Source organism: Shimazuella alba (genome assembly GCF_009831235.1).
GTDB lineage: Bacteria > Bacillota > Bacilli > Thermoactinomycetales > Thermoactinomycetaceae > Shimazuella > Shimazuella alba.
Genome location: NZ_WUUL01000003.1, coordinates 128236 through 143792 on the forward strand (window position 1 = coordinate 128236; position 15557 = coordinate 143792).

Sequence of the window (15557 nt, forward strand, 5' to 3'; positions counted from 1 at the left end):
TAGCATTTCTGCTAGTATCTATGGAAAGTTTATTATTTTCGTCCGGCAGTCGTGATGGATTCACGACTGCCTCTTGTCAGTATGCGACTGGAACCAGCGGACGATAAGGTTGCAGAACCCCATTTGCTAGAAGCGAATAGAGGTCATACTCCTGCTCGCCTCCGTTCAACAGATCGTACTGGACAAATGTCGGTCCAGAGTGGCGGTTTAAAACACTCGTTACACCCTTCAGACCCTTATACTCTCCTCCATGAGGGAACAGCAGTGGAGACGGAGTACGCGGTTCGTCAGTTGCTCGCGTGCCAGCAAGCATCTCAAACCAGTAGGTTTCCGGTCCCTTGGGAGTTTGGAAAGTATAGTAGTGCACTTCCCAGTTCCCGTTCCCTGTTAAGAAAGAGAGGTTTTTGGTAGACTTCACTTGTGACTCCAGTCTTTTGTGAGCCTGTTAGCTAAATAGTAACAAATTTACTGTTAATCAGCAATAACAAGGTATTCCATTCAATCAAAATACTCCTTCCAAATGCTGCAAATCAACAAATGCCCTTTCTTTTGACAACAGAACAGAGATAACATCAAATCGCAAAGGTAAATCTCCCATTTGTTGTTGTTGTAAAAATTGCGTAGCAAGCCGACGCACTTGTTGTTGTTTCCGATAGTCAACCGATTGAAAACCCAATCCAAATTGATTGGATGTCGTCGTTCTTACTTCTACAAACACTACATGCAAGCCATCATTTGCAACGATATCCAGTTCCCCTAAGTTTGTAGCCCAATTTCTTGCCACTAACTCCCATCCTTTTGACACCAAATACCCTGCAGCCATGTCTTCTCCCCTGCGTCCTGTTTCTTTCCTTGGATCAATCATGTTACATTTCCTATCGCTGCTCGAACAGGTGCAAAACTTCTACGGTGAATCGGACAGGGACCATATTTATTTAACATCTTTAGATGTGTTGGGACTCCATAGCCCATATGTTGATCAAATCCATATTGAGGATATTTCTTATGTATTTCCATCATCCAATTATCTCGAGTCGTTTTAGCAATAATCGAAGCGGCTGCGATTGAGTGGCTGAGGCTATCTCCTTTAATCAGACTCATTTGTGGAATGGTTACTTGAGGAAGTCTTACAGCATCTAACAATAGATGATCAGGTGTCACAGTTAACTCTAAAATAGCTAGACGCATGGCATGGAACGTAGCCTGTAAAATATTGAATTGATCAATATAGTCAACATCTACGACTCCCACACCAATACCAATCGCATGTTGTTCAATATGTTTTCGTAAACGGTCACGTTCTGTGACAGTTACTTGTTTGGAATCATTTAACCCAGTTACATCAAAATCTTCCGGCAAAATAACCGCTGCTGCAACGACAGGACCCGCAAGTGGCCCACGACCAGCCTCATCAACACCAGCAATGGTCATACTCCCATTTGCCCATAATTGCTTTTCGTATTTCCACATACGAGCTAAGCGTTCTAGTTCTATTTTGTTCTTTGCTTGTTGGTTTTGATGTCTTTTGGCTAATTGTTGAACACCACGACGTGTATCAGCCAACAATTCAGCTAGTACATCTTCTGTTACTTCATTTTCTTTTAACCAGACACGCCAATCGTCAATCGTTTTCTTCATTTCCAATCTCCTCATAATCACTTGGTGACTCTAGCGTTATTCTCCCAAGTCGCCCTGATCGTAGATCTCCCATGACGATATCCGCAGCTTTGTCCCAGTCAATCTCTCCTCCGCGCATCAAACAACCACGTTTTTTTCCTATCTCATCCAATAATTCTACGGGAGTTTGTTCTTGAATCACGACACTATATCGTTCCTCCAATAATTTTGGATAATGGAAACTAACATATTTTAATGTATAAAGAGCTATTTCTTCAGTTGGTAGAATATCATCTTTTATCGCACCGCTCATCGCAAGTCTCATACCTGTATCTGGATCTTCAAACTTAGGCCAAAGAATACCAGGTGTATCCAATAACTCCAATTTTTTACCAACTCGAATCCATTGTTGTGCTTTTGTAACCCCAGGTCTGTCTCCAGTTTGCGTAGCATGTCTACCAGCTAAGCGGTTGATCAAAGAAGATTTCCCTACATTTGGAATACCTAACACCATTGCTCGCATCCGTTTTGATACAATACCTTTTTTCTTTCGTGAAACAAATAAGGGCTCCAAAATTTCTTCACAGGTAGAAGCGATTTTTGGTACGCCTTTTCCTGTCTTTGCATCTATTGGCAGAACAGAAACTCCTAATTGGGTAAAATAAGAAATCCACTCATTCGTAAGAGATTCATCAGCCATATCACCTTTGGTAAAAAGCACAAGTCTTGGTTTATGTCCAGTTATCTCATCAATCATTGGATTACGGCTTGCTAGTGGTAGTCTTGCATCTAGTAGTTCAATCACGATATCTACTTGTTTACATTTTTCTTCTATCTGTCTTCTGGCTTTCGCCATATGGCCTGGAAACCAATGAATCGACATACTTCACACCTCTAATTACGATAAAATCACAATGACTTCCACTTTGAAATTGGCCAGTAAATAAACTCCGCTCTTCCTACTATTTGATCGATCGGAATTGGCCCTAAATCACGACTGTCTGCACTATTTGCTCGATTATCACCCATCACAAATAGATGACCAGCAGCAATTTTTGTTGGTGGAACGGTGGAGGTTTGTGTAGAAAAGGATAAATAAGGTTCTGATAGCATCTTCCCATTAATATAAACACGACTATTTTTAACTTGTATCGTTTCACCAGGTAAACCAATTATCCGTTTAATTAAATCTTTTTCTCCTTGTGTATGGAAAACAATAATTTCACCACGAGCGGGGGATTTAAACCGGTAAATAAGTTTATTAATAATTACCTTATCACCTGTTTGCATGGTGTTTAACATGGAAGGACCCTGCACGTAAGTTGGTTCCAGAAAAAATCCACGAATGACAACAGCAAGTATAAGCGCAACTACGATGGCTTTTACCCAATCAAATGCGCTTGGTGAACGGTTATCGTTCTTTTGCCTTTTTCGTTCGAGACGTTCTTTTCGTTGTCGCTCCGAGCGAGATACGAATTCACCCATCAACGGCCCCCTATGCAGAGATGGCAAAAGGACTTGATTAACTCAAGCCCTTTTTTCGCGAAACATGCATTTACTTGTGTGTCATTCTTTCTTTGATGCGAGCAGCTTTTCCACGAAGTTTACGTAGGTAGAACAATTTAGCACGACGAACTTTACCACGACGAATCACTTCAATCTTGTCCAAACGTGGGGAATGAAGCGGGAAAGTACGTTCCACACCTACACCGTAAGAAATTTTACGAACAGTAAAAGTAGCAGAAATACCGCCACCACGACGTTGGATTACAACTCCTTCAAAAAGCTGAATCCGTTCACGTTGACCCTCTTTTACTTTCACATGTACACGAAGCGTATCTCCAGCACGAAACAATGGGATATCTTGCTTCAATTGTTCTTCTGTAAGGCTTCTAATAAGTTGTTGCATGATCGGATAACCTCCCTTCTCTTTCTATCAAAATCCCGAATCACGGAAACGGAAATATTGTAACATATGTCTATCGCGAACACAATTAGTCTTGATCCGCTTCCAAAAGACGCAAAAATTTACGATCTTCTTCAGTCAGATTAGAAGATTTCAGCAAATCAGGTCGACGTTCCCATGTGCGAAGCAAAGCTTGTTCACGTCTCCATTTGTCTATGTTTGCATGATGACCGGATAATAAGATATCTGGTACTTTCAGCCCACGATATTCAGATGGCTTTGTATAATGCGGGTACTCCAAGAGTCCTGTTGAAAATGAATCATCAACATGAGACATCGGATTCCCCAACACATCAGGAAGCAAGCGGCTAACACTATCCATAATAATCATGGCAGGTAACTCCCCACCCGTCAGCACATAGTCTCCCATGGAGATCTCATGTGTTACCAAATGCTGACGAATTCGCTCATCAAAACCTTCATAGTGTCCACAGAGTAGAACGAGATGAGGATATATGGAAAGCTCCTCCGCTTTTTCTTGTGAAAAGGGTTCACCTTGAGGCGTCATCATTATGATCGGAGGTTTTTCTGCAACATTCTCCAGCAGATGATCCACTGCATCAAATATGGGTTGTGGACGCAATACCATCCCACCCCCACCACCATACGGTGTATCGTCAACAGTGTTATGTTTGGAGTCAGAAAACTGTCGAAAATTAATGAGATTAGCTTCTATTAACCCCTTCTCCTTCGCTTTACCCATGATACTATGAGAAAGAAATCCATGAAACATCTCCGGGAATAAGGTTAATACATCAAAGCGAATCATCGCCATTTACTCCAGTCCTTCCATCCATTCCATAGTGATTACCTGCTGTTTTACATCAACATCCTTGATGATATCTTCAATATAAGGAATAAGTAAATCCGCTTTTCCTTCTCTGGACACTACCCACACGTCGTTCGCTGGGAGTGGCAATATCTCTTTGACTCTCCCAACTTGCATTCCATCAGTGGTAACCACTTGACAGCCTATGATTTGATGAAAGAAAAAACCATCATCTTCATCTGTTACCTCTTCTTCCTCTGGAACAATTAACCAAGCTCCCTTAAAAGCTTCTGCTTGATTAATGTTATTCCATTCTCGGAAACGAATCAGTAGAGTAGATTTATGCGTACGAACCTGAGCTACTGTAAGTGGAAGTTTTTCGACAAGCGTTGGATGTTCTAGCCAAACTTGCTTTCCAACAGCAAAGCGTTGCTCTGGGAAGTCCGTATTCGCCATGATTTTCACTTCACCGCGAATTCCGTGTGTATTTACCAATTGACCTACGCGAAGAAACTCCATTTTTACGTCAGCCCAACCTTACTTTTGTAATTTTTCTAGGATACCTTCTTTACGAAGTAAAGCTTTTACTGTATCAGAAGGTTGCGCTCCTGTTTGTAACCACTTCAATGCTTTTTCTTCATTGATTTTCACTTGTGCTGGTTCTGTCAATGGATTGAAGTAACCAATCTCTTCAATAAACCGACCATCACGTGGAGCACGAGCATCAGCTACAACTACACGATAGAAAGGAGCTTTTTTTGCACCCATCCGTTTTAAACGAATTTTCACTGCCATTTTCTTTCACCTCCACTCTAGAGTAAACTTTTTTGGCCTATCCCATAAATGGAAACTTAAAGCCTTTTCGCTTTTTCGTATTTTTCATCATAGAAGCCATCTGTTTCATGCTTTTCTTCATCTCTTGAAATTGCTTGAGTAGCTGGTTGACATCTTGTACAGAAGTTCCGCTTCCCATTGCAATTCTCCTTCTACGGCTTGCATTTAAGATTTCGGGATGATCTTTTTCATGAGAAGTCATAGACTGAATAATCGCCTCGATACGATCCATTTTTTTCTCATCAACTGTAACATTCTTTAAAGCTTTTGCATTTGCTCCTGGGATCATTGCTAACATATCTTCCAATGGACCCATTTTTCTAACTTGTTGTAGCTGATCTAAGAAATCGTTTAGCGTCAGTTTTTGACTGCGCATTTTCTTTTCCAGCTCTTTGGCTTTTTCTACATCCACTGCCTCTTGTGCTTTTTCGATGAGAGAAAGTACATCACCCATCCCAAGGATACGAGATGCCATGCGATCAGGATGGAACGGTTCAAGCGCATCCGCTTTTTCACCCATACCAACAAATTTGATGGGACAGTTTGTTACAGCTTTTACTGATAAAGCTGCTCCACCACGAGTATCTCCATCTAATTTGGTAAGGATAACACCGGTTAATTCCATTTCACGGTGAAAACTTTCTGCCACGTTCACAGCATCTTGACCGGTCATGGCATCAATAACCAGAAGAATCTCATCCGGTTCCGCAACTTTGCGAACTCCCCTTAGTTCATCCATCATTTGCTCGTCTACATGCAAGCGACCTGCAGTATCAATCAATACCGTATCAAACTGCTCTTTCTTTGCTTTCTCAATACCCGCTTGAGCAATTTTCACAGGATTTTCTTTGTCCCCTAGAGAAAATACCAGTACTCCTAGTTGTTCTCCTAAGACTTCCAATTGTTTGATAGCAGCTGGACGATAAATATCCGCCGCAACTAATAGCGGTTTTTTGTTTTGCTTGGAGAGCAATCGTGCTAGTTTAGCAGATGATGTTGTTTTCCCCGCTCCTTGCAAACCTACCATCATGATAATAGTCGGAGGTTTGCTTGCAACAGCTAATTTGCTCTCTTGCCCACCCATCAACTCAGTCAATTCTTCGTTTACAACTTTCACTACTTGTTGCCCTGGAGTGAGACTTTTCAATACTTCTTGTCCGATAGCCCTTTCTTTCACACGATCTATAAACGTTTTCACTACTTTAAAGTTTACATCCGCTTCCAAAAGCGCTAATCGAATCTCTCGCATTGCCTCTTTTACATCTGCTTCTGTTACTTTTCCTTTCCCACGAAGCTTTGACATAATGGATTGCAGTCGGCCAGATAATCCTTCAAAAGCCATCTTCTCACCTCACTAACGCTAATCTATCATCTGCTGAATCAAAGGTGCTAACTCCTCTTTTAAAGAGGGATCAGCAGACAACTTGGAGAGAATTTTCTTTGCTATTTGATCACGCTCACGGTATTTTGCAACCATACCGAGCTTGTTCTCATATTCTATCAAATGTTGCCCAGCACGTTTAATGCCTTCAAACACTGCTTGTCTTGAAGTCCCTTGATGGTTTGCAATCTCTGACAAGGACCAATCATCATGGTAGTAACATTCTAAAATCAATTGTTGTTTCTCGGTTAAGAGAGACCCATAAAAATCATATAATAGGTTTATTTCTGTTGTTTGTTCAAGCAAATCTGATCACCTCTTGTTTGTGTCAAGGTGATTTCCTTTACAGTTGAAAATAGTAACAGAAAACGAACATCGAGTCAAGACTAATACTTTATCGTCTATATACTAAAAACGAAGTTTGATTTCAATAAATAGCAGCTTTTTAATTTTAAGCATATACGTGACATATCCAAAGTGATTTATGAACATATAGATCTATTGTCTTTTTCACTGAAAATTGGGACATCAATTTCCCGAATCTATGGCAGTATCACATTTTAGAAAGATATTGCACATTTAAGGAGGAATTTTCCATACAGCAGCTTAAGACAGAAAAGCTCCATATTGACCTAGACTATAGCTTCTACTGGGATGACTTCGCCAGCGGTGAACAATCTGAAGGACTGGACCAGCTTCCGCATCGAGGTACGCGGATGGCCGAATGCGGATCTCCAAGAGGGGTCAGTTCAATTGGCAGGAGGGTGTGTTGATCACCTCGCTGTTGTATTTGCGCAACAAAAAAACATCTAAAATTAAAGATGCTTTTTCATTAGAAATATCAACTAAACAGTATTAGATACGAAAACTATATTAGCAGCAAAGTAATACATGAAAGATGATTGGACACGGAATACATAGGACCTTGCATTCCGTGTCCAGTCTGAACAGTATCAGACTCCGACTGCACTACTCACCATTTGCCAAGACGACCATGTATCCTCAGCCGCAAAGAAGGCTTCCAAGACAATGTTTTCTCTGTCAAGATTCTTATGAGGAAACTTGACAGCGCTAGCCTTACGCTCAGCCTCACGCTGGATAAACGACAAGGATTCCTGAAATCCAAGATCATTTCCAATCGCATGCAGTGCTGCTTCATAAGCAGTCTGCTTGACAACCTGAGCAGCCTTTTCAAGCTTCATAACAGCTCCTTAAGAGTACAGAACGGGTACAATCATTTTATCACAATAATTATTGTTTTCTCAAATTATCTCCTTCTGAACAATAAAGAAAAGGGTGAAGTGACATAGATACAGAAAAAGGAACCTATGTGTGAAAAGCTCCTTTTATATAGGGAAAATGATGACTCGAGAAATGTACAAGCGTCATTTGCAATTTATTTTGCATCACACATGAGTAACAATATTCACTAGTTTTCCAAATGGATCTCGAACGAAGAAGCGACGAACTCCCCAAGTCTCGTTAACTGGACCGTATTCGATCAAAAAACCAGCGTTTTTCATACGATCCAAAACTTCATCGACATCATCGACTTCGATCGATAAATCAGGTGTAGGTGTATTTGAACCACCTTGTGTAGCAAAACTAATTTGAACACTCATTTTTTCATCTGACCCGTAAGTAATGATCCAGCCATGATCCATTCGAATATCTAACCCAAGCACATCTTGGTAAAAAATCTTAGCGGCAGATACATCTTGAGTTTCTATATTAGCAATGATACGTTTAACCTTCATTTTTAATCTCCCGTCATCTCAAGCAGAAACTTACGATAGATCATATACAAATCAATCTATGACTCTTCTTTGATAGAATTCATCCTTATACTTATTTTATATAGTTACATTCATATAGTGTTCATTTTTTATTAGTTAATAAAACGGATTAGGTATGCTTTTGGATAATACTCCCCAGCTTCGTTGCATCTACATTGCTTCCACTCAATATCGTACAAACCTTTTGTCCTGCTAGATTTAAATGACCATTTAATAGTGCAGCAACACCCACTGCGCCTGAACCCTCAATCATAAAATGATGCTCTTTGGCTAACCAATACATCGCATGAGCTATTTCTGCTTCTTCTACCAAAATGAAGTCGTCCACTACTTGTAAAGCGAGATCGAGATTTCCTTGGCTAATGCCGCCGTGCAGGCCATCCGCTAAGGAGTCAAAATAGGTCACATCTGCTATTTTTTTCTCACGGAAAGAATAATACCACGGTGGGGAAGCATGAGACTGTATGCCCATTACCCGAATATCAGGATTAATCGCTTTCGCTGCAACTGCTACTCCACAAATTAATCCTCCCCCACCAGCAGGAACGACAAGGGTATCGAAATCAGGCTGTTCCAATAAAATCTCCAAACCAACTGTGCCTTGACCTGCGATAATCTGCTCATCTTCAAATGCATGTACAAAAGTTCTACCTGTTGTTTCTGCTAATTGAAATGCATGAGCTTCCGCTTCATCATAATTATCTCCGAATTCTACTAACTGGGCTCCAAATCTTTGAATTCCTGCTTTTTTGGTTTCAGGAGCATTTTTTGGGACGACAATCAATGCAGAAATATGTAAGTGAGCAGATGCATAAGCCACACCTTGTGCATGATTACCCGCTGATGCAGTAATAACTCCTTTTTCCCTCTCTCTGGGTGAGAGAGAAAACAGTTTGGTAAAAGCTCCTCTTAGTTTAAATGAACCTGTCTTTTGTAATGCTTCTACCTTCAACCAAACATCCGCTCCCACTTTTTCAGACAACGCAGGAGAAGAAAGAAGCGGTGTTGGGTTAATTTGATCTTTAATTTTTGCTTGTGCTTTTATTACATCTAATAAAGATACATCTAACATATAAAAACCTCCAATATACATATCAAGAACGATGCAGAATTAATTCACAAAACAAACGAATAGCAATAGGAATTGCTTCTTCATCTATATCAAAACGAGGATCATGATGCGGATAACGACTCACTTCACTGTTCATCCCCACAAAGATAAAGGTTCCTGGCTTTTTTTGCTGATAGTAGGAAAAATCTTCAGCTGCCATGGATGGTTCTATTGTCTCATACGTATTTGCTGGAAAGGAAGTAGTAATCACCTCTTTCGCATACTCACTTGTGACAATGTCATTGATAACTGGTGGTGTTCCCTTTAACAGTTGAAAAGAAATCGTTGCTCCATATGCTCCACAAATCCCTTTTGCTAATCGCTCCAATTCGGTTGGAAGCCATTGTCGTACCTCATTGGTAAAGGCACGAATCGTTCCATAAAGCGTCGCTTGATTCGGAATAATATTGTATGTTGTTCCTGCTATTATTTTTCCAACTGTGATTACAGCTGGGTTCATTGGATTTATTCTTCTACTGATAATCGATTGAATACCGCTGATTACTTGGCTAGCAATAAAAATAGGATCAACTGTTTCATGCGGCAATGCACCATGCCCGCCAGATCCATTGATCACGAGTTCAAATTCATCTGATGAAGCCATCATTGAACCAGATTTCAGGCCAATTTTCCCTTTTTTTAATGGTTGCCACAGGTGAAGCCCATAAATCTCATCAATCGACTCCAACACACCCTGCTTCATCAAAGCTTCTGCGCCACTGGGACCTGTTTCCTCAGCAGATTGGAAGATGAATACCAAGTTTGGCTTGATCAAATCTCTGTTTTCTGTTGCCCATTTTGCTACTGCTAACAAAATCGATGTATGTCCATCATGTCCACATACATGAGCAACCCCGGGATTTTGAGATAAGCACACTTTGTCCCCTTCTTCTTGGATTGCCAAAGCATCTATATCTGCACGCAAGCCAATTGTTTTCCCCCCTTCTCTCCCTAGAAGATACGCAACCAAACTAGGTGGCTGAAATTCTAAAATTTCCATTCCAAGTTCTTCAATGTTCTTTTTGATATATTGATGTGTCTCATATTCTTGTCCTGATACCTCTGGAAACTGATGAAGATGACGACGATGAGAAATGGCCCAAGTTGCTAATTCTTCTGTCACTTCCATTGCTGTGTACACTCCTTCTTAGAATGGTCCATATCCAATGAGATGTGCAACGATAACTGCAATAAGTCCGATTCCATATTGCATCGCGATCAAGGGAAGAATCCACTTTACCCAACGTGTCCAAGGGATGCCAGCTAAAGCTAATCCCGCCATAAAGTAGCCAGAAGTAGGAAGAATAATATTACCAATTCCATCTTGTATAGAGAACGCTAATACTGCAGTTTGCCGAGTAACACCGACTAAATCTGCAAGAGGAGCTATGATTGGCATCGTTAAAGCTGCCTGACCACTTCCTGATGGTACAATAAAGTTTATAATTGCTTGGAATATATAAATCCCTACAGCGCTAAGATAAGCCGGAACAGAATCCAGGACAGACGCAGCAGAATATAAAATGGTATCAATGATTCGACCATCTGTTAAAATAACAACCACTGCTTTTGCTACCCCAATAATTAATGCTCCAGAGATAACTCCAGCAGATCCAGACATAAAGTTTTCTACAAAAGTATTAGGATGTATTCGACCAATAAACCCTACTATAATCGAAAGAATGATAAACATTCCAGAAATCTCTGTCATAAACCAACCATATTTGATAACACCAAAAGCAATAATCACAAAGTTAAGTAAAAAGCAAATAAGGACCGCTTTATGTCTTCCTGTAAATGGAATATCAGTCTTCGTTTTATCTATTTTTGTATATTTCCCATCACCGAAAAACCCTTTACTGGGGTCCGCTTTCACTTTGGCAGCATAGCGATAAACAAACCACGCTCCAACGATATACATGATGATAAATAAAACAATACGGAAGCCTATGCCTGAAAACATCGGAAGTTTGGCTATCCCTTGGGCAACACCAACTGTAAACGGATTCATCACAGCTGTAGTAAATCCGATCGATGCTCCCACCAAAACAATAGCAGTACCTGTGATCACATCAAAACCTAAGGAGAGTGCTAAAGAAATTAAAATCGGAATATATACCAATGTTTCCTCTGCCATTCCGATGAGTGAACCACCAATTGCAAAAAATAGCATCATAAATGGAATCAACCATTTTTCTTTATTTCCTAGTTTTCGAGAAGCACTTAAGATAAAAGCCTCAATCGCTCCAGTAGAAACAATAATCCCAAACGAACCACCAATAATGAGAACAAAGAAAATGATATCAGCAGCTTCTACCATGCCTTTGTGAAAAGAACTAGCAAAATCCATTAGATTAAGTGAAGCCGATTCAACATGCTTATATGTGTTTGGAACAACCACACTACGACCATCAATTTCTGTTCGCTGATACTCTCCAGCCGGTACAACATACGTCAAAATAAGTGCAATAGCAAGTACGATCGTGAGCAATACGAAAACGTTAATCTCTCTCGTTTTCTTTGGAATAGATAAGTTTGTTACCTTGTTCACTTGTCTCAAACCTCCCAGTACTGTGCAATCAGGTATGTTGCTAGGTTTTAAAAGATTCTAATATAAATGTAAAAATATAAATCACCATACACATTTATGCATTTTTTATTTGAAAAAATTCTAACACAGCACATTTACCGGAAACTAATTAATTTAATCAATAGTATATATTATAAAATTTTATACCATAGAGAGTAAGCACAAAAAATGGGAAGCAGGGAGTAAGAATATACATGCTTACACTGCTTCCCATTAATGGAAACCCTATTTACCGAAGTGTTTGAGTGAACTCCGATACTTTTTCCAATCCATTTCTCAATACAGCTGTTGCACACGCATAGCCAATTCGCAGCGTCCCCTCTAAATTAAAACAAGAACCCGGAGTTAAAAAAGCTCCATTTGTTTGAAAGAGTTGCAAACAAAATTGCTCAGAAGAAAGAGGATACTCATAATGAAGCAAAGCTGTAGTTCCCGCTTTTGGTTTTACATAATGAATCAATGGTTCTTTTTGAATCCATTCATCCAGTATTGCTAAATTATCACGAACTATCTTTAAATTGCGATCCAATATTTTATCGTAGTTACGCAATGCATGCACTGCGAGCAGATCATCAATCATCCCACAGCTAATCGTAGTATAATCGCGATGTTTTAAGCATTCATGGATCACTTCTGGGGAAGCTGCTATCCATCCTAGTCGTAAACCAGCTAGTGATAATACTTTTGACATACTTGATGTGCTGATTCCTTTTTCATAAAGATCTACAATAGAAGAGATGTGCTGGTCTTCCTGCAACAAATTGCGATATACTTCATCGCTTAAAATATAAGCATCTGCCTCTTGGGCAATTGCGACTATTTCTTTTAACGTATCATTATCCATTAAAGCGCCTGTTGGATTGTTTGGGTTGTTGATGATGATACATTTTGTTTTCTTCGTAACAAGAGAACGGAGTTCATCCATATCTGGTAAGTAATTATTTTCCTTTCGTAGAGGAAGTAGATCAACCGTCGCTCCAAATGATTTCGGGACATCGTACAATTGTTGATAGGTAGGATGTACAGCAACGACATGATCTCCTGGCTGGATGATGGAATACAAGACTAAAAAATTTGCACCAATCGCACCATTCATCAACAATACTTGCTCTTCATTAATCGTTTGATATAACCCAGCTATTCTCTGTCTAAACTCAGGTGAACCGATAATATGACCATAGGTCAACTTTTGTTTGGATACTTCCTGAAAAAAATCTACTGGATTTGTACCATCTAACGAGATCAATTCTTCCACAGTTAACGAATCAACACATGTTTCTGCAATATTATAAACTGCTTCATGTTCATATTCATTCATCCATTCTTCTACTTTAAAAGCAGGAATTCGCATCTCAACACCTCATTTCTATACACATTAAATATCTGCTACGACGCCTGATCCATTCTTTTCTGCTTCTCTTAAGATCGATTCTGCTGTTAAGAGATCCTGTAAAGCAATGCCAGTACTATCAAAAATGGTAACATCTTGTGGAGAAGTTCTTCCTTCTCTTAATCCCCGAATGACACTACCAATCTCTGTCAGTTGATCTGCTTGAACTATCCCTTTTTTTACCGGTATTTCTGTTTCTCCTACATTCATTGCTTGGGTGATATCATCAACAAATAACTTGGCATTCGCAAAAATATGTTCATCGATTTCCTGTTTCCCACCCATATCTGCTCCTAAGCAAGTAATATGAGTACCTTCTGTGATCCACTCTTTTTTCAAAAGAGGTTGTTTCGATGGGGTTGCGGTATTAATCACATCCGCTTCCGCCACTGCCTGTTCAATGTCATACACAACTTCAAAAGGAATGTTAATTCTTCTAACCATTTCTTCATAGTAACTACGATCTGTTTGATAAGGTTGTAACAGTTGCATACATTTTTGTTTCACCGATTGACAAAAGATTTCTGCTCTTTCAGTCGATCTAGGATTATAGACCCATACTTTTTCTATTTTTTCTAAAGTCATCAAAGTAGCCAAAAGTTGATAAGCTCCAAGGTGACCAGAACCCACAGACAGCAATACTTTCGAATCTTCTCTCGCAAAGTACTTTGCACCAACTCCCGCTGCTGCTCCTGTCCGCATTAACGTAATTGCTTCTCCACTCATGATCCCAATCGGTCTTCCCGTTCGACTATCGAGTACCATTACCGTACCGATGATAGCGGGTAAGTTTTTGGTCGGGTTTTCCCCAAACCAAGACACCAATTTCAATCCAAATATGTTCGCTCCTGCAAGATGCCCTGATTTAATATCCATGTCTGCTACCCCAGGTTCAAACTCATGAAAAACCATAGGGAATAAGGTAGCTTTGTTTTCATCTTTTAGTCTATATGCTCTCTCAACGATATCCAAACAACTTTTCATATCCAGATTCTCTTGAACAGCTTCTTGATTTAACACACGAAATGGAAACATGCGACAACTCCTCTCGATTGCAATCTTTCGCTACATTCGATACCATAACCTAAACGATAATCTAACACAGCGAGGAATAGAACGGAAATTAAAATAATTTATAGCGTCTATTAAAATTCACAAAGAAAGGTTGATCTGTTTTGGAGCTTCGTAACCTTCGCACGTTTCAAGTTGTTGCTGAACATCTTAATTTATCCAAAGCAGCAGAAATTTTACGGTATACACAACCAACCATTACCCTTCAGCTTCAAGCATTGGAAAGAGAGATTGGTTATCCTTTGATTCAACGAATTCGTAAAAAAACATTTTTAACACCTGCTGGTCTAATCTTAAAAGAACATGTTGATCAAATCTTTGATGTCATGCACCATATGGAGCTAGCTCTACAGACAATGCAAGGTCCTTCTGGAAAACTGCGGATAGCTGCACCAGAATTTTATTGTGCACATCAACTAACACCCATCATTCGTGATTACTTCCGTCTTTATCCCCTTGTAAAGCTGGAGTTGATTTCTTGCCATAGTAAAGATGCGATACGTCAAGTTTTAAACAACGAAGCAGAATTTGCTATTATTTCAGGAGAAAGCAAGGAAACAGAAGTAGAAGAATTCGTGTTGGATGAAGAAGAGGTTTTACTTGTAGCATCCAAAGATTTATTAGATGAGATCCCTGATCCAAAACAACTAGGCCGCTTCCCCTTTTTCATGCACCATGATCATTGTAATTTTGTAGATGTGATTACAGAGAGTCTAGCCGAAATTGACCTCCACCCTGAATGGATTATTGAATCTGGCAGCGAAGCAGCTATCAAAAAAGCAGTTCTTAACGGAACAGGCTGGGCACTGCTCAGTTCCAAGTTTATGGCATCAGAGAAGAACAACAAATCCCTCTTTTCATTAAAAATCGCCAATCGAAAAATAAAAACAAATGGTATTTATCTTCGTAATCGAGCAAATGAACCAAATATCCTTAGTTTCTATCAATTATTAAAAGAAAATTGGTCCGCTTAAATAATAGAAAATAATACTAACCATTAAAAAATTCAATTCGTTTTTCTATAGATGACAT

At 39.7% G+C, this 15557-nt stretch carries 19 protein-coding genes; 2 read left to right on the plus strand and 17 right to left on the minus strand.

Going from position 1 to position 15557, the window contains the following annotated elements; translation table 11 throughout:
• Positions 1-54: 54 nt before the first annotated feature.
• A complete protein-coding gene (locus GSM42_RS05520) occupies positions 55-411 on the plus strand; it encodes a hypothetical protein (RefSeq protein WP_160800563.1) in 357 nt (118 codons plus the stop codon).
• 91 nt (positions 412-502) lie between these two features.
• Here the strand turns inward: GSM42_RS05520 and GSM42_RS05525 are convergent, their stop codons facing one another.
• The 17 genes from GSM42_RS05525 to GSM42_RS05605 form a co-directional block, all read right to left on the minus strand.
• A complete protein-coding gene (locus GSM42_RS05525) occupies positions 503-865 on the minus strand; it encodes a YraN family protein (RefSeq protein WP_160800564.1) in 363 nt (120 codons plus the stop codon).
• Positions 862-1638, minus strand: a complete 777-nt coding sequence (locus tag GSM42_RS05530) for a ribonuclease HII (protein ID WP_237446489.1) — start codon at positions 1636-1638, stop codon at positions 862-864. The genes GSM42_RS05525 and GSM42_RS05530 overlap by 4 nt, the downstream gene beginning before the upstream one ends.
• Positions 1622-2500 carry a ribosome biogenesis GTPase YlqF gene (gene ylqF / locus GSM42_RS05535; protein ID WP_160800566.1) on the minus strand — a complete coding sequence of 293 codons (879 nt, stop codon included), beginning with the start codon at positions 2498-2500 and terminating at the stop codon, positions 1622-1624. The genes GSM42_RS05530 and ylqF overlap by 17 nt, the downstream gene beginning before the upstream one ends.
• 26 nt (positions 2501-2526) lie before the next feature.
• Positions 2527-3102, minus strand: coding sequence for a signal peptidase I (gene lepB, locus GSM42_RS05540; protein ID WP_160800567.1), 576 nt, complete (start codon positions 3100-3102; stop codon positions 2527-2529).
• 70 nt (positions 3103-3172) lie between these two features.
• Positions 3173-3526, minus strand: coding sequence for a 50S ribosomal protein L19 (gene rplS, locus GSM42_RS05545; protein ID WP_160800568.1), 354 nt, complete (start codon positions 3524-3526; stop codon positions 3173-3175).
• 85 nt (positions 3527-3611) lie between these two features.
• The gene (trmD, locus tag GSM42_RS05550; RefSeq protein WP_160800797.1) at positions 3612-4349 is read right to left on the minus strand and encodes a tRNA (guanosine(37)-N1)-methyltransferase TrmD; all 738 of its coding nucleotides are present in this window, start codon (positions 4347-4349) and stop codon (positions 3612-3614) included.
• Between the two features lie 9 nt (positions 4350-4358).
• The gene (gene rimM, locus GSM42_RS05555) at positions 4359-4871 is read right to left on the minus strand and encodes a ribosome maturation factor RimM (RefSeq protein WP_160800569.1); all 513 of its coding nucleotides are present in this window, start codon (positions 4869-4871) and stop codon (positions 4359-4361) included.
• An 18-nt stretch (positions 4872-4889) separates the two neighbouring features.
• Complete coding sequence (gene rpsP / locus GSM42_RS05560) at positions 4890-5147, minus strand: 30S ribosomal protein S16 (RefSeq protein ID WP_160800570.1); 258 nt, start codon at positions 5145-5147, stop codon at positions 4890-4892.
• A gap of 37 nt (positions 5148-5184) precedes the next feature.
• Positions 5185-6528 (minus strand): signal recognition particle protein, encoded by a 1344-nt coding sequence (gene ffh, locus GSM42_RS05565; protein WP_160800571.1) that lies wholly within the window; start codon positions 6526-6528, stop codon positions 5185-5187.
• An 18-nt stretch (positions 6529-6546) separates the two neighbouring features.
• Complete coding sequence (ylxM, locus tag GSM42_RS05570; protein WP_160800572.1) at positions 6547-6873, minus strand: YlxM family DNA-binding protein; 327 nt, start codon at positions 6871-6873, stop codon at positions 6547-6549.
• A gap of 647 nt (positions 6874-7520) precedes the next feature.
• A complete protein-coding gene (locus tag GSM42_RS05575; RefSeq protein ID WP_160800573.1) occupies positions 7521-7769 on the minus strand; it encodes a hypothetical protein in 249 nt (82 codons plus the stop codon).
• Between the two features lie 204 nt (positions 7770-7973).
• Entirely contained in the window at positions 7974-8324 is a 351-nt protein-coding gene (locus tag GSM42_RS05580; RefSeq protein WP_160800574.1) for a VOC family protein, read from the minus strand.
• A 148-nt stretch (positions 8325-8472) separates the two neighbouring features.
• Positions 8473-9435, minus strand: a complete 963-nt coding sequence (locus tag GSM42_RS05585) for a threonine ammonia-lyase (protein ID WP_160800575.1) — start codon at positions 9433-9435, stop codon at positions 8473-8475.
• Between the two features lie 22 nt (positions 9436-9457).
• Positions 9458-10603: a M20 metallopeptidase family protein gene (locus tag GSM42_RS05590; RefSeq protein WP_160800576.1), complete on the minus strand. Its 1146-nt coding sequence runs from the start codon at positions 10601-10603 to the stop codon at positions 9458-9460.
• An 18-nt stretch (positions 10604-10621) separates the two neighbouring features.
• Positions 10622-12025 (minus strand): YfcC family protein, encoded by a 1404-nt coding sequence (locus GSM42_RS05595; RefSeq protein WP_420820971.1) that lies wholly within the window; start codon positions 12023-12025, stop codon positions 10622-10624.
• Between the two features lie 268 nt (positions 12026-12293).
• On the minus strand, positions 12294-13415 hold the full coding sequence (locus GSM42_RS05600; RefSeq protein ID WP_160800578.1) for an aminotransferase: 1122 nt from the start codon (positions 13413-13415) through the stop codon (positions 12294-12296).
• Between the two features lie 24 nt (positions 13416-13439).
• A complete protein-coding gene (locus tag GSM42_RS05605; RefSeq protein ID WP_160800579.1) occupies positions 13440-14489 on the minus strand; it encodes an ornithine cyclodeaminase family protein in 1050 nt (349 codons plus the stop codon).
• Positions 14490-14629: 140 nt separating this feature from the next.
• Here GSM42_RS05605 and GSM42_RS05610 point away from each other — a divergent pair, with 140 nt between their 5' ends.
• The gene (locus GSM42_RS05610) at positions 14630-15499 is read left to right on the plus strand and encodes a LysR family transcriptional regulator (RefSeq protein WP_160800580.1); all 870 of its coding nucleotides are present in this window, start codon (positions 14630-14632) and stop codon (positions 15497-15499) included.
• Positions 15500-15557 lie beyond the last annotated feature (58 nt).